General features: G+C 67.8%; 18 protein-coding genes and 1 tRNA gene. 4 read left to right on the top strand and 15 right to left on the bottom strand.

Going from position 1 to position 17,847, the window contains the following annotated elements; translation table 11 throughout:
• Nucleotides 1–128: 128 nt before the first annotated feature.
• The 6 genes from rpsN to NHL51_RS08015 all read right to left on the bottom strand — a co-directional run bounded on the left by rpsN (nucleotide 129) and on the right by NHL51_RS08015 (nucleotide 3,241).
• Nucleotides 129–434, bottom strand: coding sequence for a 30S ribosomal protein S14 (gene rpsN / locus NHL51_RS08040; protein ID WP_434142969.1), 306 nt, complete (start codon nucleotides 432–434; stop codon nucleotides 129–131).
• Nucleotides 435–437: 3 nt separating this feature from the next.
• Nucleotides 438–605 carry a 50S ribosomal protein L33 gene (gene rpmG / locus NHL51_RS08035; protein ID WP_434142968.1) on the bottom strand — a complete coding sequence of 56 codons (168 nt, stop codon included), beginning with the start codon at nucleotides 603–605 and terminating at the stop codon, nucleotides 438–440.
• Nucleotides 605–841 carry a 50S ribosomal protein L28 gene (gene rpmB / locus NHL51_RS08030; protein WP_434142967.1) on the bottom strand — a complete coding sequence of 79 codons (237 nt, stop codon included), beginning with the start codon at nucleotides 839–841 and terminating at the stop codon, nucleotides 605–607. The genes rpmG and rpmB overlap by 1 nt, the downstream gene beginning before the upstream one ends.
• A 211-nt stretch (nucleotides 842–1,052) precedes the next feature.
• Nucleotides 1,053–2,318, bottom strand: coding sequence for a dicarboxylate/amino acid:cation symporter (locus NHL51_RS08025; RefSeq protein ID WP_434142966.1), 1,266 nt, complete (start codon nucleotides 2,316–2,318; stop codon nucleotides 1,053–1,055).
• A gap of 148 nt (nucleotides 2,319–2,466) precedes the next feature.
• Nucleotides 2,467–2,997 carry a hypothetical protein gene (locus tag NHL51_RS08020; RefSeq protein ID WP_434142965.1) on the bottom strand — a complete coding sequence of 177 codons (531 nt, stop codon included), beginning with the start codon at nucleotides 2,995–2,997 and terminating at the stop codon, nucleotides 2,467–2,469.
• A gap of 156 nt (nucleotides 2,998–3,153) precedes the next feature.
• Nucleotides 3,154–3,241: transfer RNA gene (locus NHL51_RS08015), tRNA-Ser, on the bottom strand.
• 254 nt (nucleotides 3,242–3,495) lie between these two features.
• Here NHL51_RS08015 and NHL51_RS08010 point away from each other — a divergent pair.
• Complete coding sequence (locus NHL51_RS08010) at nucleotides 3,496–4,110, top strand: lipase (RefSeq protein WP_434142964.1); 615 nt, start codon at nucleotides 3,496–3,498, stop codon at nucleotides 4,108–4,110.
• A 147-nt stretch (nucleotides 4,111–4,257) separates the two neighbouring features.
• On the opposite strand, the gene NHL51_RS08005 is transcribed toward NHL51_RS08010, so the two are convergent.
• Complete coding sequence (locus NHL51_RS08005) at nucleotides 4,258–5,514, bottom strand: glycosyltransferase (RefSeq protein ID WP_434142963.1); 1,257 nt, start codon at nucleotides 5,512–5,514, stop codon at nucleotides 4,258–4,260.
• Complete coding sequence (locus NHL51_RS08000; protein WP_434142962.1) at nucleotides 5,514–6,701, bottom strand: glycosyltransferase; 1,188 nt, start codon at nucleotides 6,699–6,701, stop codon at nucleotides 5,514–5,516. Before NHL51_RS08000 ends, NHL51_RS08005 begins: the two co-directional genes overlap by 1 nt.
• A 165-nt stretch (nucleotides 6,702–6,866) precedes the next feature.
• On the opposite strand from NHL51_RS08000, the gene NHL51_RS07995 reads away from it, so the two are divergent.
• A complete protein-coding gene (locus NHL51_RS07995) occupies nucleotides 6,867–7,175 on the top strand; it encodes a helix-turn-helix domain-containing protein (protein WP_434142961.1) in 309 nt (102 codons plus the stop codon).
• Nucleotides 7,176–7,605: 430 nt separating this feature from the next.
• Here NHL51_RS07995 and NHL51_RS07990 read toward each other — a convergent pair whose 3' ends face one another.
• The 7 genes from NHL51_RS07990 to NHL51_RS07960 form a co-directional block, all read right to left on the bottom strand.
• Nucleotides 7,606–9,279, bottom strand: a complete 1,674-nt coding sequence (locus tag NHL51_RS07990) for an amidohydrolase (RefSeq protein ID WP_434142960.1) — start codon at nucleotides 9,277–9,279, stop codon at nucleotides 7,606–7,608.
• A gap of 70 nt (nucleotides 9,280–9,349) precedes the next feature.
• The gene (locus tag NHL51_RS07985; protein ID WP_434142959.1) at nucleotides 9,350–10,654 is read right to left on the bottom strand and encodes a M20 family metallo-hydrolase; all 1,305 of its coding nucleotides are present in this window, start codon (nucleotides 10,652–10,654) and stop codon (nucleotides 9,350–9,352) included.
• 20 nt (nucleotides 10,655–10,674) lie between these two features.
• Complete coding sequence (locus tag NHL51_RS07980; RefSeq protein WP_434142958.1) at nucleotides 10,675–12,330, bottom strand: thiamine pyrophosphate-binding protein; 1,656 nt, start codon at nucleotides 12,328–12,330, stop codon at nucleotides 10,675–10,677.
• Between the two features lie 24 nt (nucleotides 12,331–12,354).
• The gene (locus NHL51_RS07975; RefSeq protein ID WP_434142957.1) at nucleotides 12,355–13,353 is read right to left on the bottom strand and encodes a dimethylarginine dimethylaminohydrolase family protein; all 999 of its coding nucleotides are present in this window, start codon (nucleotides 13,351–13,353) and stop codon (nucleotides 12,355–12,357) included.
• A 146-nt stretch (nucleotides 13,354–13,499) separates the two neighbouring features.
• Nucleotides 13,500–14,204, bottom strand: coding sequence for an amino acid ABC transporter ATP-binding protein (locus NHL51_RS07970; protein ID WP_434142956.1), 705 nt, complete (start codon nucleotides 14,202–14,204; stop codon nucleotides 13,500–13,502).
• 58 nt (nucleotides 14,205–14,262) lie between these two features.
• Entirely contained in the window at nucleotides 14,263–15,006 is a 744-nt protein-coding gene (locus NHL51_RS07965) for an amino acid ABC transporter permease (RefSeq protein ID WP_434142955.1), read from the bottom strand.
• 11 nt (nucleotides 15,007–15,017) lie between these two features.
• A complete protein-coding gene (locus tag NHL51_RS07960; protein ID WP_434142954.1) occupies nucleotides 15,018–15,854 on the bottom strand; it encodes an ABC transporter substrate-binding protein in 837 nt (278 codons plus the stop codon).
• Nucleotides 15,855–15,953: 99 nt separating this feature from the next.
• Here NHL51_RS07960 and NHL51_RS07955 point away from each other — a divergent pair, with 99 nt between their 5' ends.
• Nucleotides 15,954–17,285 carry an aminotransferase class I/II-fold pyridoxal phosphate-dependent enzyme gene (locus NHL51_RS07955; protein WP_434142952.1) on the top strand — a complete coding sequence of 444 codons (1,332 nt, stop codon included), beginning with the start codon at nucleotides 15,954–15,956 and terminating at the stop codon, nucleotides 17,283–17,285.
• A 266-nt stretch (nucleotides 17,286–17,551) separates the two neighbouring features.
• On the top strand, nucleotides 17,552–17,701 hold the full coding sequence (locus tag NHL51_RS07950; RefSeq protein WP_434142950.1) for a hypothetical protein: 150 nt from the start codon (nucleotides 17,552–17,554) through the stop codon (nucleotides 17,699–17,701).
• Nucleotides 17,702–17,847 lie beyond the last annotated feature (146 nt).

Raw genomic sequence — 17,847 nt, 5'->3', positions numbered from 1 at the left:
GTCGACAATACGACGTGCAGACCGAGCAACGACCAGGAACCGGGGAAATGCAGAACGGGCGCGGATCCCGAAGGATCCGCGCCCGTTCGACTACCGAATCGGCAGCCCGGTGCTTACCGGTCGGGCTGCTACCAGCTCGACTTGGTGATGCCGGGCAGCTCGCCGCGGTGCGCCATATCGCGGAAACGCACACGCGAGATGCCGTACTTCGACAGGACGCCGCGGGGGCGGCCGTCGATGACGTCGCGGCTGCGCACGCGCACCGGCGATGCGTTGCGGGGCAGCTTCTGCAGGCCCACGCGAGCGGCCTCGCGGCTCTCATCGGTGCCGTTGGGGTCGACCAGAGCCTTCTTGAGCTCGGCGCGCTGCTCTGCGTAGCGTGCGACGATCTCCTGGCGCTGCTTGTTCTTCGCGATCATGCTCTTCTTCGCCATGATTTAGCGCTCCTCTCGGAAGTCAACGTGCTTGCGAACGACCGGGTCGTACTTCTTGAGCACGAGACGATCCGGGGTGTTGCGACGGTTCTTCTTCGTCACATAGGTGAACCCGGTGCCCGCAGTCGACTTGAGCTTGATGATCGGACGTACGTCCTTGTCCTTAGCCATTAGAGCTTCACCCCACGCTTCTGAAGGTCAGCGACCACTGCATCGATACCGCGGGCATCGATGACCTTGATGCCCTTCGCCGACAGGGTGAGCGTCACCTTGCGGCCGAGCGACGGCACGAAGTAGGTCTTCTTCTGGATGTTCGGATCGAACCGACGCTTGGTGCGACGGTGCGAGTGCGAAATGTTGTGTCCGAAGCCGGGAACGGCTCCAGTCACCTGGCACACTGCTGCCATGGTTTTTCCTCTCATACCGTGAGACCGGACGGCCTCACCCAAGATTTCTTGTCTGCGAGACCCTGTCTCGTGCAGCGCTCTCGCGTCGCAGGCGACAGATCGGTGAAGGGATCTCGCGGTCTGCGCAATGGGACTTTGCACAGCCAAAGAGCAAGCCTACAGCACACTCGCCCGATCGCCAAGCGATGATCTCCGCGATCCCTGGGCGGGTTCAGGCCGCGGCTTCGCCCTCGAGCGCCTCGACCGCCTCTGCGGCTTCGGCCCGGTGGCCCTGGCCCAGGCTGCCGCGGGTCAGCTTGTTCATCACGATCGCGATCGCGCCGTCGCCCGTCACGTTGGTCGCGGTGCCGAAGCTGTCGAGCGCGATGTACGCGGCGAACATGAGGCCGACCTCGACATCGCCGAAGCCGAGCATCTGCACGAGGAGCCCGGCCGCAGCGGCGATCGCCCCGCCCGGCACGCCGGGGGCCGCGATCATCATGACGCCGAGCATCATGATGAACGGGAAGTAGGCGCCGAACGACACGTCGCCGCCGGTGAGCAGCAGCACCGCGATCGAGAAGCAGGTGATCTTCACCATCGAGCCCGACAGGTGGATGGTGGCGCACAGCGGCACGACGAAGCCCGCCACCGACTTCGAGACGCCGTTCTTCTGCGCCGATTCGAGCGTGACCGGGATGGTCGCGGCCGACGACGAGGTGCCGAGCGCGGTGAAGTAGGCGTCGCGCATGTTCCACAGCGCGCGCAGCGGGTTCACGCCGCCGATGATGCCGGCGATCGTGTACTGGATCAGCAGCACGACGAGGGTCAGCGCGAACGAGACCACGACCACGAGCAGGAACTTCGAGACGACGATCATCGCCGAACCGCTCGCCGAGAGGTCCATGAAGATGCCGAAGATGAACAGCGGCAGCGCGGGCACGATGATGCGGCGGATCAGCGACTCGATGATGGTGCGGAACTCGACGGCACCGCGCAGCACGACGGTGCTGCGGAACGCGGTGAGGCCGATGCCCACCACGAAGGCGAGCACGAGGGCGCTCATCACGTCGACGACCGGCGACAGCACGATCTCGGTCGCGGCGTCGCCCGCGGAGGAGACGACGGAGACGTACGGTTCGAAGCCCGACCCCTCGCCGTCGCCGAGCGAGCTCGCGCCCGCCCCCGACATCGATGCGGTGAAGAGCCAGCGGCTGACGAAGTAGGCGAGGAGGCCGGCGAGCAGGGTCGATCCGTAGGCGATGCCGGCGGTCACGCCGAGCCACTTGCCGGCGCCTTTGCCGAGCTCTGCGATCGCCGGGGTCACGAGACCGAGGATGATCAGCGGCACCGCGAAACCGAGGAAGCCGGAGAAGATCGAGTTGTAGGTCAGGAAGAGGCTGCCGAGCCACTGCGGCATGACGGGGCCGATGAGAATGCCGAGCACGATGGCGGCGATGATCCAGCCGAGCAGCGGCACGGAGCGGAGGAGTTTCATGGGGTCCTTCTGGGACGGAAGCTGAAGGGCCCGAGATGCCGAGCCTCGGAACAGTGTAAGAGATGCGCGCGCAACGCGTCGCAGCCCCGGCGCACTACCGCAGCAGCGGCACCCTCGATCTCCTGGCCAGCAGTAGACCGCGCCCACTTCAGCCCGCGACGTCACCGGTGGTGTATCTGACCGCGAGAAGGAGGTGACCATCAGGTGCGTTCGCGTCGTCCAAACCCACGAACGGGCCCTCCGCTCCCCGATCAGTGAATCGGCCCCCGAGCCCTTCGTCCGCACGCGGATGCGGATCGTATCCGGTGCCTTTGTAGTATCCGGCGCTTTCGAGCAGCGAGACGATATCCTCCAGATCTGCTTCAGGATAGGTGGCGTAGAAGACGACCACATCATCGACGTCTGCACGGCCCTCGCACTCGGATGCCGGCAGCCCGGGAATAATCGCCGTGAGATCCGCATGGTCGAGAGGTGAGTATCCGGTGAGGATGAGTCTCTTCAAGATGCGTTCGCAGTCTTCCGGAGCCACCGACCCGGAGGCAGTGCTTGACTCTGACGAGCGGAGCTGGTTCGTTGGCCCTTCAACATCTCCAGCGTCCGAAGGGGTGCTCGCGCAACCGGCGAGCAGCAGAAAGGACGCACCGATAGCGGCAAGGTTACGAGCGCGGTGGAATTTCATGATGCTCCTCCAGGGCCTGGCGTTGTATTCCAGCCCGTTTCTAGCACTCGGAACAGCACGGTTGCTCGCGTTCGGTGCCGGAACCGCACTCTCCGGAAAATTCGAACGCGCGAGCCCCGCCGACGCGAAAACCCCACCGCGCGAGCGATGGGGTTTTGGCGGAGGATGGGGGATTTGAACCCCCGAGGGCGTGAACCCAACACGCGTTCCAGGCGTGCGCCATAGGCCGCTAGGCGAATCCTCCTCACCGGCGAAAAGCCAGCGCGCATCAGTCTAGCGGCATCGCGCCGCCCCGTCATATCGGCGACTGCAGCGGCGCTCGTGCTGCCGCCCCCGACGCCGCAGAATCGTTCGATTCCTGAGAACTTCGCGCCTCGGACTTGAAAAGTAACAGAACGGTAACGCATACTTGTTCAGTCGCGGGGCGAGGCTCCGCGTTTTTCGAGTCAGCGAATCCGGAGTTCAATCACAGTGCAATCCTCTGCCAAGGCGTTCATCGTGGGCCTGGTGTCTTCGATCACCTTCGCTTTCGGGGCGGCCCCCGCGGTCGCAGCAGCACCGGTCGAAGACTTCACCGCAAGCGCTCCCGCTGCCGCCGTGCAGACGAGCACGACCCCGGTGGCCCAGACGCTCGACACCGCGCTGGCCGACACCGACATGCTCGCGTCGCCGCTCGATCTCGCCGAAGAGGCGTCGATCCCCCACAACTTCGACGTGGCCGCCACGATCGCCCTCGCCGAGAGCGAGATCGGTACGAGCCGCCCGACCGGCTGGAGCGCCCCGGGCGAGTGCATCATGTCGGCGCAGCGCTGGATCCGCGCCGGCGGCGGCAACTGGGTCGGTGGCGGCAACCCCGTCACCAACTACGACACCGCGACGCGCATGACCATCGCCGATGCCGCTCCCGGCGACATCGTGCAGTACGAGAACATCGAATCGCCGACCTCGTGGGTCACGGGCGTGCACACCGTCATGATCGTCGGCGTGAACACCGACGGCACCTTCCAGATCATCGAGTCGAACAACCCCGGCGGCTCGGGTCTCGTCAGCAAGGACGAGGCATGGCTGCCGAAGCCGCCGAGCGGCTTCGAGGCCGTCGTCTGGCGCTTCTAGGCCCGACCGGCCGATTTCCCGGGCACCGCGTCCGCCCGTCGTTCGGTTCACACCCGCATTTCGGATGAGAACCGGGCTTTCGATCCGAAGTTCGGGTGAGAGCCGAAGTTCGGGTGACGCCCTGGGCGCAGCTGCGTTCCCGACCGGTCAGACGAGCGATTCGTAGAGCTCGGCGAGCTTCGCGACCTGCGTCGATTGCAGGAAGCGCCGCGCCTCGGGCGCCGGCACGCGCACGGCGTCGCCCCCGGAGCCGCCGGCTGCGCCCCCGCCCTGTGCGGCTGCGGCGGCGATCTCGACGACCGCACGCTCGAGCGTCGCCGCGAGCGACTCCACGGTCGCCTCGGGCACCCGCCACTCGGGCCGCACGGCGACGTCGTCGGCGATCTCGGGGTCGCTGAAGACGGTCGGCGTGCCGAGCGCCGCGGCTTCGAACGGCGTCATGCCCTGCGTCTCGAAGCCGATCGAGGTCTGCACGAGCGCATCCGCGTCGTGGATCGCGGCGAGCGCGTCGCGGTACGGCACCGGGCCGGGCACGGTCACCCGGTCGGCGAGGGCGAGCTCGGCGATGCGCGCCTCGACGCGCGGCAGCAGCAGGCCGGCGCCGTGCAGGGAGACATCGGCGTCGATGCCCGACCGGGCGATGGCGTCGATGAATTCGAGCACCCGCTTCTCGTGGCTCATGCGCCCGAGCCAGACGAGGCGAGGCCGTTCGCGGGGCGAGCGGCGCCGGGCGCGTACGTCGGCGATCGCGTCGTCGTCGACGCCGTTCGGGGTGACGAGCACCCGTTGCGCGACGCCGTGCGTCTCGAGCGCGGTCGCGAAGTGCTGCGATGGGGCGGTCACGGCGTCGGCGTCGGCCGCGAGCTCGGCGAGGTACCGCCAGGCTCCCCGGGCTTCGCGCGACACGGGACCGCGAGGGGCGCCGAGCGCGAGACGCCGCCAGGCCTGCAGACCTGCGAAGGCGAACGGCGCGAACGGTGTGACCGCGCGCGTGCCCTCGTCGACGTGGTTGTGCATGGTGTGCACGACGGGAACGCGCCGGCCCGTGGCGGCGCTGAGGCCGCGCGCCGCGCGGTATCCGGTCATCGCCCCCCAGAAGTCGCCCTGCACGTGCACAAGATCGACGCGCGGCAGGTCGGCGAGAGCTTCGGCCAGGGCGCGGTCGGTGCGGGCCGTGGGCCAGGCGATGCCGTACTCGCGATCCTTCGTGATCGCGCGCGACGGCAGGTCGATGTAGGCGCCGCGGTTCGCCCGCGCGGTCGCGTAGCCGGGCCGGTGCAGCGCCGGTGCAGCGATGGTCACTCGGTGCCCGAGCCGCTCGAGGTAGTCGCGCTGCAGCCTGATCACGACCTGCACCCCGCCGAGCGACTCCGGGTGCTGATCGGTGACGATGAGGATGTGCATCAGCGCGGAGCGCTCTCGCCGCGGTAGAGCGCTTCGAACGTGTCGAGGGTGCGGTCGATGTCGTGAGCCTTCACGGCTTCGAGCGAGGCGAGCTGCATCTCGCGATACTGCTCGGCCGGCAGCGAGAGGATCTGCGAGACCCGTTCGGCGAGCTCGCGATCGTTGCGCGGTTGGAAGAGGTAGCCGTTCTCGCCCTCGTGCACGAGGTGCGGCAGCGCCATCGCGTTCGCGGCGACGATGGGCAGGCCCGACGCCATCGCCTCCATCGTCGCGATCGACTGCAGCTCGGCGATCGATGCGATCACGAACACGCTCGCGCGGGTGAGGTGCGCGCGCAGCTCGTCGTCGCTGACGCGACCGGTGAAGACGACGCGGTCGGCCACGCCGAGATCCCTGGCGAGCTTCTCGAGGTTCTTGCGCTGGTCGCCGTCGCCCACGACGGTGAGGCGGGCGTCGAGGTCGCGGGCGAGTCGCGGCAGCGCGCGCACGATGACGTCGATCTCCTTCTCGAGCGTGACGCGGCCGACGAACACGAGTTCGTTCGAGGTGCGCGGCGCGAGATCCGCGGTGTAGTCGGAGGCGCGCAGCCCGCAACTGACAGGGATCACTCCGCTGCGCTTCGTATTGCGTTCGAGGAAGTCGGCGGCGCGGCGCGTGGGGGTCGTGATCGCAGCGGCCAGTTTCAGCACGCTGTCGGCGTCGTGCCAGCCCCAGCGCACGAGCACCCGTTTGAGGCGCTTCGGCAGCAGCGAGAAGTCGAACACGTTCTCGGGCATCACGTGGTTCGTGGCGATGATGCGGATGCCGCGCTTCGCTCCTTCCCTCGCGAGAGCGCGGCCGATGATGATGTGCGACTGGATGTGGATCACGTCGGGGCGCACCTGGTCGAGCACCTTGCGCGCGTAACCGCGGGCGCGCCAGGGCAGCACGAAGCGCAGCCACTCGTGCGGGTACCAGCGCCAGCTCGCCCAACGGTGCAGCGTCATTCGCTCGCCCTCGACCGTCTCGACGAAGGCTCCGGTGCGGCGGTGCCGTGTCGAGGGCGCGACGACATGCACATCGTCGCCCCGGCGCACGAATCCGGCTGCCAGGCGTTCGGCGAACCGGGCGGCGCCGTTCACGTCGGGTGTGAAGGTGTCGCACCCGATCAGGATGCGGAGGCGGGTGGGTCGATCGCTGGTGCTCACGGTGTCGCGGGAGTCCTATCGGTCCGGGATATTCGGCGTTGTGGCCGACGCCTCAAGTGTAAGCAGCGCCGACCCGGAAACCGCCGTGACCCGTACGTGCTGACCTAAATTGGCCAGTGCCTTAAATCTCTGGTGCCATGGCACTGGGTCCAGCACGCTTAAACCATGCCCCGTACCCACTCCGCCGCTGCCGTGACGATCGGCAAGCGCATTCGCGAGATACGCCAGCGTCTGGGCATTTCTCTCGAAGATCTGGGCGAGCTGTCCGAGCTGAGCTGGACGAGCATCGGCAAGATCGAGCGCGGCGTTTCGAGCCCGACGGCCGAGACGCTCGTGCGCATCGGCACCGCTCTCGAGGTCGACCCGGGCAGCTTTCTGGCCGGCATCACCGCGGACGACTACGGCAGCCGCATGCATCAGCTCTCGGCGCGCGAGCTGATCCGCGAGCGCCGTGCGCGGGCCGGTCAGGGCTGAGCGGGCTTCCCGCTCGAGGCCCATCTTCAGCGCGCCAATCTCATCGGACACTCTTCCGGCCAGGCAAGCGATACCGGCAATTAGGGCGGCTCCCGAGTTTTGGACCGAGGTGACGCTAACCGCCTGAACCGTCATGCACTCGGAGGGCAGGAACACCTCGGTCATCGCCACATCTGCAGGCTGCACCCATCATCCCGGCGGAATGGTCCACTCCCATCTGTGTCCTGTCGAGCGAACGCACCTCCGCAGTCTCGCGCAAGGTCGTCTCCGAGATCACGGACCTGGGGCGGTGGGAGCTTTGCTTCCTGCAGGGCAGATCGAGATGCGTGTTGCGCAGCGGACCGAGATGCATGTCGCGGATGAAGCGGTGTTCGGCCGAGAGAGACAGGGCAGGCAAGGAGCGGTATCGGTGAGGGGCCGCTCCTGACGATCAGAACGCCTCGTGGACAACCTCACCATCGACCACGGTGCACCTGATCCCTACTTCGCTCAGCGTTTCGGGGTCCGTCTCGCGGAGATCCGCGCCGAGCACGACGATGTCGGCAACGTAACCGGGGAGAAGCGCTCCGCACCACGATTCGCGGAAGAGTGCCCGGGCCGAGTTCCAGGTGTAGGCGCGAATCCCGTCGAGGATCGAGATCCGTTCCGAAGCCCCCATGTCCGCGCCCGAGAGGCTGCGGCGGAGGACGGCCGTCTGAATGTTCCGCAGCGGTGCGTGCGATGAGACGGGGGCGTCCGAGCTCAGCGCCACCGGCACGTCGGCGGCAAGCATGCTCGCGAGCGGGGTGATCCGGGTCGCGCGCTCCTCCCCCAGGTTCGCGCGGAAGCTGTCGCCGAACTCGTACAGGAAATTCGGCTGGCACACCGGGACGGCTCCGAGCTCGCGGATGCGCTCGATCTGATCGGGCGTCGGCGAGCCGCAGTGCTCCAGGCGGTGCCGATGATCGGCTCGAGGCCGGCTGTCGAGCGCCTGCGCGATCGAGTCGAGGCACATGCCGATGGCGGTATCGCCCTGCGCGTGGATCCCGAGCTGCAGACCGAAGCGGTGCGCGTCTCCGACGAGCTCCGAGAGCCGGTCGGCCGACCAGTAGGGGTATCCGTGCGAGCACGGGTCGTTCGCGTACGGTTCGCTCATCAGCGCCGTCGAGCCGGTCAGCGCGCCGTCGCTGTAGATCTTCAGGGGTCCGATGGCGAGGCGCTCGTCCCCGAGCGGCCCCGACATGCCGAGGCCCTCGATGCCCTTCCAGTGGTTCGAGAGATACATGCAGACGACGCGCACCAGCATCCGCCCCTCGTCCCGGGCCGAGAGATAGACCGGCATGTCGCGCGAGGTGGTCTGGGCGTCCACGACCGTCGTCACCCCCGCCGCGGCGAAGGCCGAAAGGCCGAGCTCGAGATCGTCGACGAGGTCGTCGAGCGGGGCGGGGAAGGTGTTGTGGTTGGGGCCGTGCCCCTCGACGTCGATCGCGCTGCGCAGCACCTGCTCCATCGCCGAGTCGAGCAGCATGCCCGTCACCCGCCCCCACTCGTCGCGCACGAACCGCCCGGACTCGGGATCCGCGACGTCGTCCTCGATCCCCGCCTCGCGCAGGGCGGCGGTGTTCACCAGCGCGAAATGGCCCGAGGAGTGCACGAGTCCGACCGGGTTGCGCTCGCTGACGGGATCGATGTCCCAGCGCGTCGGCATGCGCCCCTCGGGATACTTCCCGTAGTCGAAGCCGCGGCCCCGCAGCCAGCGACCGGGTTCCGCGCCCTCCGTCAAGCGCGCGACCGCCTCGACGAGCTCGGCGATCGACGAGACCTTGGGGTAGCGGACGTCGCGCTCCTCCCGGATCGAGAAGCCGAAGGAGAGCGGATGGGCGTGCGCATCGATGAATCCGGGGATCACCGTTCCTCCGCGGGCCTCGACGACCCGCACCCCCGGATCGATCCGGCGCTCGATCTCGGCGCGCGGCCCGATGGCGACGATCCGGCCGTCCTCCGCGTAGATCCCACCGTCCTCGAGCACCCCGTCGGGCAGCAGGTGATTCCCGCCGACGATAGCGAGCCTCCGCCGGGCCGCGAGGCGGGTGCCGGGGTTCCGTGTCGGGTGCAGGTGTTCCATGGGTGCTCCTCCTCCGTTCTTCGCTTCGATCGATGAGCGGGCCCCACAGGCCGCTCGCTCGCCGCGTGCTTCAGCCGGCGAGCGCGCCGTCCGCGAGGCTGCGGACGACCGCGGTGAGATGGCGCAGGCCGGCGAGCAGATCCTCGTCTCGGGTGTACTCGTCGAGGTTGTGGGAGACGCCGTTCACGGAAGGCACGAACAGCATCACCGTGGGCACGAGATCCTTCATGTTCGTGGAGTCGTGCCCCGCGACGGTCATCACCCGGCCGTGCGCGAGGCCGAGATCGTCGGCGACGCGCTGCGCGAGCGCGACTCCGGCCTCGGGGTAGGGGTTCTGATCCCACGCGTGCTCCGCGGTGATCTCGATGCCCACCCGGTCCTCCGCCCGCACCCGGTCCACCACGGCCATAAGCTTCTCGCGCGCCAGTTCGATCACCTCGCGGCTCGGGGAGCGCAGGTCCAGCAGCAGCTCCACCTCGCTGGCGACCACGACCGGGGAGTTCGGATACACGTTCAGCTCCCCGCAGGCGGTGTGCAGCGCCCCGGTCTCGAACTCGTCCGCCAGCTCCCGCGCGGCGACCACCAGCCGGGCCGCTCCGAGCAGCGCATCCCGCCGATCCGCCATGAGCGCGGAGCCGCTGTGCGCCTGCTCGCCGGTCACCCGGAACCCGAACTTGTGCGCCGCCCACGTCGCGTGCACCAGGCCGATGGTGACGCCGTCCTCCTCCATGCTGCGCCCCTGCTGCACGTGGATCTCGGCGTACGACGCCGCCTCCCGCCCCGTCCCGGGCCCGAAGGCGTCCTCCTCCCCCAGCTCGCCGAGCCCCGCCAGCGCCTCCCGCACGGAGACCCCCCGGGGATCCGTCGTCGCCAGCGCGACCTCGAGCTGCAGCTTCCCCGTGAACACGGAGCTGCCCATCATGGACGGCTTGAACCGCGACCCCTCCTCGTTGAACCAGTTCGCCACCGCCAGGTTCAAACGCGGCGCCCGGCCCGTGGCCCGCAGCTCCTCCGCAACGCGGAAGCACGCGTGGGCCGCCGCCAGCACCCCGTAGGCGCCGTCGAAGCGCCCCGCCGTCGGCTGCGAGTCCAGGTGCGAGCCCGCGATGACGTACGGGGCGCCGGGCGAGAGTTCCAGCAGGCCAAACTGGTTGCCGATCCGGTCGCGGACCACCGTAAATCCGCGCGCCTCCAGCAGCGCGGCGAACCAGCTCCGCTGCTCGCCGTCCGCGACGGACGCGGCCTGACGCTCCACCCCGTTCGTCCCCGCGACGGCGCCGAACCCCGAGAGCGCCGACCAGTCGGCCAGGAAGGCCTCGTCGGCCACGCCCGTCTCCCCAATCGCGATGCCGCGCGATCCTCTCGACTCCACCATGATGTCCTTTCCTTTCCGTCCTACGCGGCGGGTGCCGCATAGGGCGCGCGCCAGACGGGCGCCTCGAATACCTCGTCGCCGATCCTGATCAGCGTCGGGCCCTCCGCTTCGAGCGCGGCCGCCACGGCCCGCTCCAACTCCTCCGGGGTGCGCGCCTCGCCGAAGCCGCAGCGCAGCCCCGCGGCGAGCGCGGCGTAATCCGGAGGGGTGAGCGCGACGGCGAAGGGATCGACCCCGGCGTCGCGCATGTTCTGCTCGATCTCGGCATAGCCGCCGTTGTCGAAGACGACCACCGGGATCGGGAGGCGCTGCTCCGCGGCCGTGATCAGCTCCTGCACGCTGAACATCAGCGCTCCGTCGCCGAGGAGGGCGACCACGTTCGCCTCCGGCCGGGCGATCCTCGCCCCGATCGCAGCCGGCAGGCCGTAGCCGAGGGTCGCGTAGCCGTCGGTCGTGAGGAAGCCCCGCGGTTCGTCGAGCATCGCGGCCCGCACCGTGCCCTGCCAGGAGATCTGCGAACTGTCCCCGGTCAGCACCGCGGGCTTTTCCTCTCCCGCACCCTCCTCCCGGGCAGCGCGCATGACCGCAGCGTGCAGCGCGCCCCAGCGCTCGACCGCTTCGGCGCGCACGTCCGCGGCGTCGCCCAGCACCTCACGTACCCAGGCATCGCCGTCCCCGGGATGCGGCGCACGCCGCACCGCTCCGAGCAGGGCGTCCGCGGCGAGCCCAGCGTCGCCTAGCACCGGCAAATCCGCGCGGCGGTGCTTGTGCAGCTGGCCCGGGTCGATATCGAAACGCGCGACGCGCGCGCCGGGACGGGTCCCGGCGTTCTTGAGCTCGGTGCCGAACGCCAGGATCAGATCAGCACGGCCGATCGGCGGGAAGGCCGCGGAACCCCCGGCCAGTGCCCCGGCCGAGAGCGGATGCCGCTCCGATACCGCGCCCTTGCCCTGCACCGTAGTGACGATGGGGATTCCGGTCGCGTCGACGAGTGCCGTGAGCACCGCGCCGTGGGCCACCGCGCCGCCCCCAACCACGATCAGAGGGCGCTTCGCCTCCCGCATCGCCGCGACCACACCCGCGATCGCCGCGGGATCGGGACTCAGCGGCGGGGCCGTCCACGCCGCCCCGGGGGGCCCCGCGGAGGGCTCCTCGATGAGGTCCGTGGGGATCTCGATGTGCACGGGCCGTGGGCGGCCCGTGCGAAACCCGAGGAACGCCCGATGGATCGCCTCCTCGAGGGCTTCCTGAGACTCGGCGCGCACACTCTCCGCAGCGAAGCGGTCGACCCCAGCGCGCTGGTCCTTCGCTTCATGCAGGAAACCGAGGTTCCGGCGCTCCTGCCCCCGGGGGGCGCCCGGTGACAGGACGAGCAGGGGTACCCCATCCGCGTAGGCGTTGGCGATCCCGGTGATGCAGTTGGTGACCCCAGGGCCGCTCGTCGCGATGACGACACCGGGACGCCCCGAGGCCCGCGCGTATCCGTCCGCCGCATAGCTCGCCCCCTGCTCGTGCCGCGTCAGCACGTGGCGGATCCCCGACGCCCTGAGGCCACGGTAGATCTCGATGTTGTGCGTGCCGGGGATGCCGAACACGGTGTCGACCCCGTTTGCCGCCAGGCATCCCGCGGCGAACGAGCCGATCGTCTCCCGAGCCGCCGTTAGCAGATTCGTCATAGTACACCCTCCGGTCCGCGCCGCCTACCAGTCGCGGACGATCTCCGTCGTCGAGCAGTGGATATTGCCGCCGTTGTTGATGATCTCGTCATAATCGATCAGCACGACCTCGAAGCCGCGCTTGCGGAGCATCGCCGCCGTGTTCGGGTAGATCGACGCCATGATGAGCCGCCCGGGGCGCACCATGAGCGAGTTGCAGGAATTCTGCTCGTCAGGGTGAGGATGCACGATCTCGTACCCGAGCTCCTCGAGCCGGGCTAAGTACTCATAGGGCAGCCGGTGCGGGTTCGCCATCACCGTGCGCTCGTCGAGAACCATGAACTGACCGTCAGTGTGGATCGTGTATCCCGGCAGGGGCACCGTGATCAGCTCGACGTCGAGCGGTTGCAGCAGGCTCTCGAGCTGGCGTGCGCCCTCCACGTTGCAACGGATCGAAGTGCCGTACACGGCGAGGTTGCGGTTGAGCATATGGAAGGATCCGCCCTCGGCGAGACCGGCGCCAGTGATCGTGCCGAGGATCGGCATTCCCAGCGCCGCGAGAGACTGGGTCATACTGGCCTCCTCGCCGCGGCGCATGCGTGGGGCGAGGCGGGTGATAATGGCCCCGCCCGGAACAGTCAGCACGGGGTCGCGGGTGTAGACCGACTTGGTGAAGGTACGGGGTAGATCGGGAGCGAACACGACTTCGACGCCCTCGGCCTCGAGCGCGCTGACCAGCTGCGCGTGCTGATCGAGCACCTTCGCTATGTCCGGCGGCGTGGCTCGCTTGTAATACCAGTTCCGGTCGGGGTCGACGAGCGCCTGGGCCTCCTCGCTCCAGGCATCGGCACGAATGTCCGCCATCCCTGCGTTCGGGCGTCGCACGATCACGGAGCGCAACGTGCTCGTCTCGTCGCCGCGTCCCCATCGCCGCCCCCAGTTCCGCTCGAGTTCGCCGGGGTCGCTGAACCTCGGCTCCGGCTCGGGCCCGAGCAGTTTGTGGAAGTAATTCTCAGCGGGACCGTAGAAGTCGCCGTTGCTCATAATGTTCCTTTCTTCGGTGTTCTTGATGTTGCGGGGTCCAAGGTTCCGGATCGCCGCATCTGGATCGACCGCTCCGGGTTTCCGAGCAAGCCCGACGAACCCCGGGTGCTTCGCAATGGGAATCCAGTCCAAGCGGGCGGTCTCGGCTATAGCACGTGCTCCAGGAAAGCAGTGGTACGCTCGGAGGCCTCACTGGAGAAGAAGCGCTCCGGCGGCGAATCCTCGACGATGCGCCCGTTCTCGAAGAGGATCACTCGCGACGCCACATTCCGAGCGAAGCCGACCTCGTGCGTGACGACGACCATTGTCATCCCCTCCTCCGCGAGGGACTCCATCACTTTCAGCACGTCCCGGACGAGCTCGGGGTCCAGCGCCGAGGTCGGTTCGTCGAAGAGCATCACCTTCGGGCGCAGCACGAGCGCCCGCGCAATGGCGACACGCTGCTGCTGGCCGCCGGAGAGCTCGCTCGGATACTTCTCCCCGTAGCCGTCGAGCCCGACCCGGCCCAGCATCTCCCGGGCGGTCTCCCGATTGGCCAAGGTGCTGCCGCGCTTATGCACGCCGAGCGCCAGCATGATGTTGCGCTCGACGGTCATGTGCGGGAACAGGTTGAAGTTCTGGAAGACCATGCCTACTGTCGTACGGTCCCCCGCGAGCTGGCGCTCCGAGGCAGGCAAGAGTGACCCACGCCGCTCGCGCTGCCCCACGAGTTCGCCCTCGAAGAGGATCCGTCCACCGTCGACGGGTTCGAGCAGCGCGAGGCTACGCAGGAACGTGGACTTGCCGGAGCCAGAGGGACCGAGGATCGCGGTAACCTCGCCCTTCGTCGTGGTGAACGATACTTCATCCACCGCTGGCTTCCCGTGATAGATCTTGCTGATAGCCTCAGCGTGGAGGAGAGCGTGGGACTCAGACAACGGAGACCTCCCTGGTATTGAGCGAAGGAAAGGCGCTGCGCGAGCGCCGCCGGCCCGTCGAGCTCCTCCAAGCGAACTTGCGCTCGGCCCAGCTCTGACCGAGCATGAAGAGCGAGACGAGCACGAGATAATAGACGGCGGCCGCGGAGTAGTACTCGGCGTAGCTGAAGGTGCGCGAGACGTCCTGCGCCGCCGTGTAGAGCAGTTCCTGGAGGGAAATGACCGAGGCAAGGCTCGTCATCTTCACCATGTTGATGAACTGATTACCGGTCGGCGGGATCGCCACGCGGATCATCTGAGGGATCTGCACGTGCCAGATCACGCTCCACGGCCGTAGGCCGAGCGCCCTCGCCGCCTGCACCTGCCCGGACGGGATCGCGGCGAGTGCCGAGCGCAGGATCTCGGCCATCAGCGCGGCCTCGAGCAGAGTGAGCCCGAAGAACGCCGCGATGTAGGGGTTGAACCAGGACTGCTTCAACGCTGGGATGAGCTGCGGCAACGCGTTCCAGATGAGGATCAAGATAAGGAGCGCGGGGACCGCCCGGAACACCCAGACGTACCCGGCGGCCAGCCAGCGCAGCCAGTTCCGCCGACTATCTCGGCCGAGCGCCAGAAAGAACCCAAGGACAATCGCGGCGGCCTGCACAAGCAGGGCGAGTGTGATCGCCGTGACAGCCCCGTGTAGATAGGTCGGCGAAAAGAGTGCGTCGAGAAATATCTGAGGATCGAACTTCACTGCATCTCCTTTCAGGGGGCGACGATCCGGTCGGGTAGCAGCCCGTACTTCTCGGCAAGCTGGGCGAACGTTCCGTCGTCAGTGAGCTTCTGGGCGACCTCAGTGATCTTCGCGGTGAACTCGCTGTCCTTCGTCAGGAACATCCCGAAGTCGGTCTCGGCGGGGAACACCTCCGTGGCGACCTCGAACTCGTCGCCGAGGGTCTCCGCTGCCTGGTTCGCCGCGACGTCGGTCTCCATGGTCGCGTCGACCCGCCCGTTCTGCAGTGCCGCGATGGTCTCCGGCAGTTCGGGATAGACGGACAGCTCGATGCCCGGCTTGCCGTCCGCCTCGAACTGGGCACTGAGCTCCTGCAAGATCTTCTCGTTGGCCGAAGCGCCCTGGACGGCGATCTTGACGCCGGAGAGATCCTCGGGACTCTCCAGCCCGAGCGGGTTCCCCTTTGGGACAATGAGGGCAGGACCCGTCTGGAGATACGGAATCGCGTCCGCGTTCGAACTGCGCTCCTCGTTGATGTAGAGCCCCGACCTCAGCACATCGCAGCGGCCGGACATCAATGCGGGCAGCAGGCCGTCGAACGCGGAGACATTGTACTTGACCGTCAAGCCCAGCTCATCCGCTATGGCGGTAATGGAGTCCGGATCGAACCCGGTGAAGGTCTCGCCGTCCTTCCAGTAGAGCGGCTCGTAAGCGTTCTTCGAAATGCAGACGGTCAGTGAGCCCGACTCGATGACCGGGAGCGAGGAATTGCTGCCCCCGGCACTGTCTGCGCTTCCGCTACTGCAGGCGGTGAAGGAGAGCGCCGCCACGGCCGCGGCGCCGAACAGTGTGATTGCTGACTTTCGCATAGTACGTCCTCGTCTTCGTCGAATAGGAAGTACTCGCCAGACTATGGGAATTATGATGTGGATAATACACTTTAAGTTATGAATGATAATTCAAGCGCGATGCAGGTGCTGCAGGACAACCTCCTCCGCTACGACGCCGACGCACTCGTGGACGCGGTGCTGCTGACCGCGCGGAACGGTCAGCTGCCAGAGGGCACCCGCCTACCGACCATCACCCAGACCGCGCAGGCGCTCGGACTGTCGACCTCAACAGTGAGCCGCGCCTGGGCCAACCTGGTACAAATGGGCGTCATCGAGACCCGGCGACGCGGCGGCACGTTCGTGGCTCGGCCAGTCGAGGCCACTTCCTACCGTTTCAAAGGTTACGACCGCGAGCAGTTCCGGTACTTCCTCTCGCCGGGCTACCCTGATACGACCCTTCAGGTCGACCTCGCGAAAATGCTCCTACGGGTCGCGGAGCAGGCGACCTTCCCGGGCTACCCGGGGAATCGTACGATCACCGAGCCCCTGCACGAGGCGCTCCTCGCGCGTGTCGGGTACCTGCCCGAGGCAATGCTGCTCGACACTGAGATCATCGGTGCGCTGCCCCGAATCCTGCAGGCGGTCAGCCACCGGGGGGCAGCGATCGGGGTCGGCAACCCGGAGTTCCCGCTCTACAACGTGATCCTGCGTCAGGCAGGGATGGCGCCCGCGCCGATCGGTTTCTCTGAGGGCGGCTACGATCTCGCCGCCCTCGACAGAGCGCTCGCCGGTGGGGTCCGTGTGGTCCTGCTCCAGACTCGCGTGCACAATCCCACCGGCCGGCTCGTGCCGACCGAGAACCTGGAGGGCATCGCCGCATCGCTGCGCCGACACGACGCAACCGCAATCGAGATCGACCACCACGGCGCGCTCGCACCGGAGGCCGACGTCAGGCTCGCGCGCCTAGCCCCTGAACGCACTGTGCTGCTCAGCTCGTTCTCCAAAGACATCCACCCCGACGTCCGGGTGAGCGCCATCACAGGCCCACGTCCCATCATCGAACGCATGTCATTCTGGCGCGCGGGCGGCCAGTGGGTGAGCTCGGTGAACCGGGCGCTGCTCGAGGCCTGCCTCACCGACCCCGAGGTGGAAGGGGTGATAGCTCGCGCGCGCGCGGAGTACGATCGTCGCCGGAAGGTCTTCCGCGACGCCCTACAGCGTCGAGGCATCGAGAGCCGCTCGAACGCCGGGCTCAGCTTCTGGGTACCGGTCGCCTCGGAGCAAGAGACGTTGCTGCGCCTCGCCTCACAGGGCATCTCAGTCGCGGAGGGGGCTGCGTTCGCGACTGGCCCGAGGGCACGGCCACACGTCCACCTGTCCCTCGGCTGCGTGGGCGAGGAAGCCAAGCTCCTAAGCGAGCTTGTGGCTGACGCCGCAGCGGCGGTACCGGGGACTCCCCGCTTCTTCTGAGCGTGGCGCGGACCCCAGCGGCTGCGCCGCATAGGTAGGGCCGACGCCCACTGCGGCCTTTGGAGCGAGGACGCAGGAGGGACACACCCAGTGACTAAAATCTCGGGCCTTTTCGTCTCCCCGTGGCCGGGCTGATCCCGCCTCGGTTCGGGCGAAGACTGTATGCTCTCCCACCTTCTAAGAGCAGCTGACGAGCTGGCCGGGCGCCGACGCTGCTAACGCGTCGATCGCGGACTGAGCAGGAGGACCAGTGATACCTGTTGCCGATGCTCAACATCATCGCAGGTGTTGTCGGGGCACTCCTCGTCGGAGGGCCACTGATTGGTGTTCTGCCGATACCCGGGTACTGCGCGATGAAAGAACCGGTCCAGTTCACCACCGGAATCGGGCTGCTCGTCAAGCGCGTCGCGCTCTGAACCTGGGGTTGGTCGGCAGGCACAGGCGCAGGGCCAGGCCACCGCGACTCATTCCGGAGGTGCAGATCGTCCTGTGCCAACTCCACCCGTCCAGGTTTCACGTCCACGATGGTGACGGCGGCCACGAGGCCTGTGGGGAGATATCC

Origin of the sequence: Leucobacter sp. gxy201 (genome assembly GCF_051043335.1) — a bacterium.
Taxonomy (GTDB): domain Bacteria; phylum Actinomycetota; class Actinomycetes; order Actinomycetales; family Microbacteriaceae; genus Leucobacter.
Note: the sequence above shows the minus strand (reverse complement) of the source record. Positions and strands in the feature narration are given on the sequence as shown.

Bases quoted from the DNA above. Each gene is read 5' to 3' on its own strand.
- NHL51_RS07985 (WP_434142959.1), bottom strand. From the start codon at position 10,654: ATGGTGGAGTCGAGAGGATCGCGCGGCATCGCGATTGGGGAGACGGGC.
- NHL51_RS08025 (WP_434142966.1), bottom strand. From the start codon at position 2,318: ATGAAACTCCTCCGCTCCGTGCCGCTGCTCGGCTGGATCATCGCCGCC.
- NHL51_RS07960 (WP_434142954.1), bottom strand. From the start codon at position 15,854: ATGCGAAAGTCAGCAATCACACTGTTCGGCGCCGCGGCCGTGGCGGCG.
- NHL51_RS08005 (WP_434142963.1), bottom strand. From the start codon at position 5,514: ATGCACATCCTCATCGTCACCGATCAGCACCCGGAGTCGCTCGGCGGG.
- NHL51_RS07995 (WP_434142961.1), top strand. From the start codon at position 6,867: ATGCCCCGTACCCACTCCGCCGCTGCCGTGACGATCGGCAAGCGCATT.
- NHL51_RS07950 (WP_434142950.1), top strand. From the start codon at position 17,552: ATGCTCAACATCATCGCAGGTGTTGTCGGGGCACTCCTCGTCGGAGGG.
- NHL51_RS07955 (WP_434142952.1), top strand. From the start codon at position 15,954: ATGCAGGTGCTGCAGGACAACCTCCTCCGCTACGACGCCGACGCACTC.
- NHL51_RS07980 (WP_434142958.1), bottom strand. From the start codon at position 12,330: ATGACGAATCTGCTAACGGCGGCTCGGGAGACGATCGGCTCGTTCGCC.
- rpmB (WP_434142967.1), bottom strand. From the start codon at position 841: ATGGCAGCAGTGTGCCAGGTGACTGGAGCCGTTCCCGGCTTCGGACAC.
- NHL51_RS07990 (WP_434142960.1), bottom strand. From the start codon at position 9,279: ATGGAACACCTGCACCCGACACGGAACCCCGGCACCCGCCTCGCGGCC.
- NHL51_RS07975 (WP_434142957.1), bottom strand. From the start codon at position 13,353: ATGAGCAACGGCGACTTCTACGGTCCCGCTGAGAATTACTTCCACAAA.
- NHL51_RS08020 (WP_434142965.1), bottom strand. From the start codon at position 2,997: ATGAAATTCCACCGCGCTCGTAACCTTGCCGCTATCGGTGCGTCCTTT.
- rpmG (WP_434142968.1), bottom strand. From the start codon at position 605: ATGGCTAAGGACAAGGACGTACGTCCGATCATCAAGCTCAAGTCGACT.
- rpsN (WP_434142969.1), bottom strand. From the start codon at position 434: ATGGCGAAGAAGAGCATGATCGCGAAGAACAAGCAGCGCCAGGAGATC.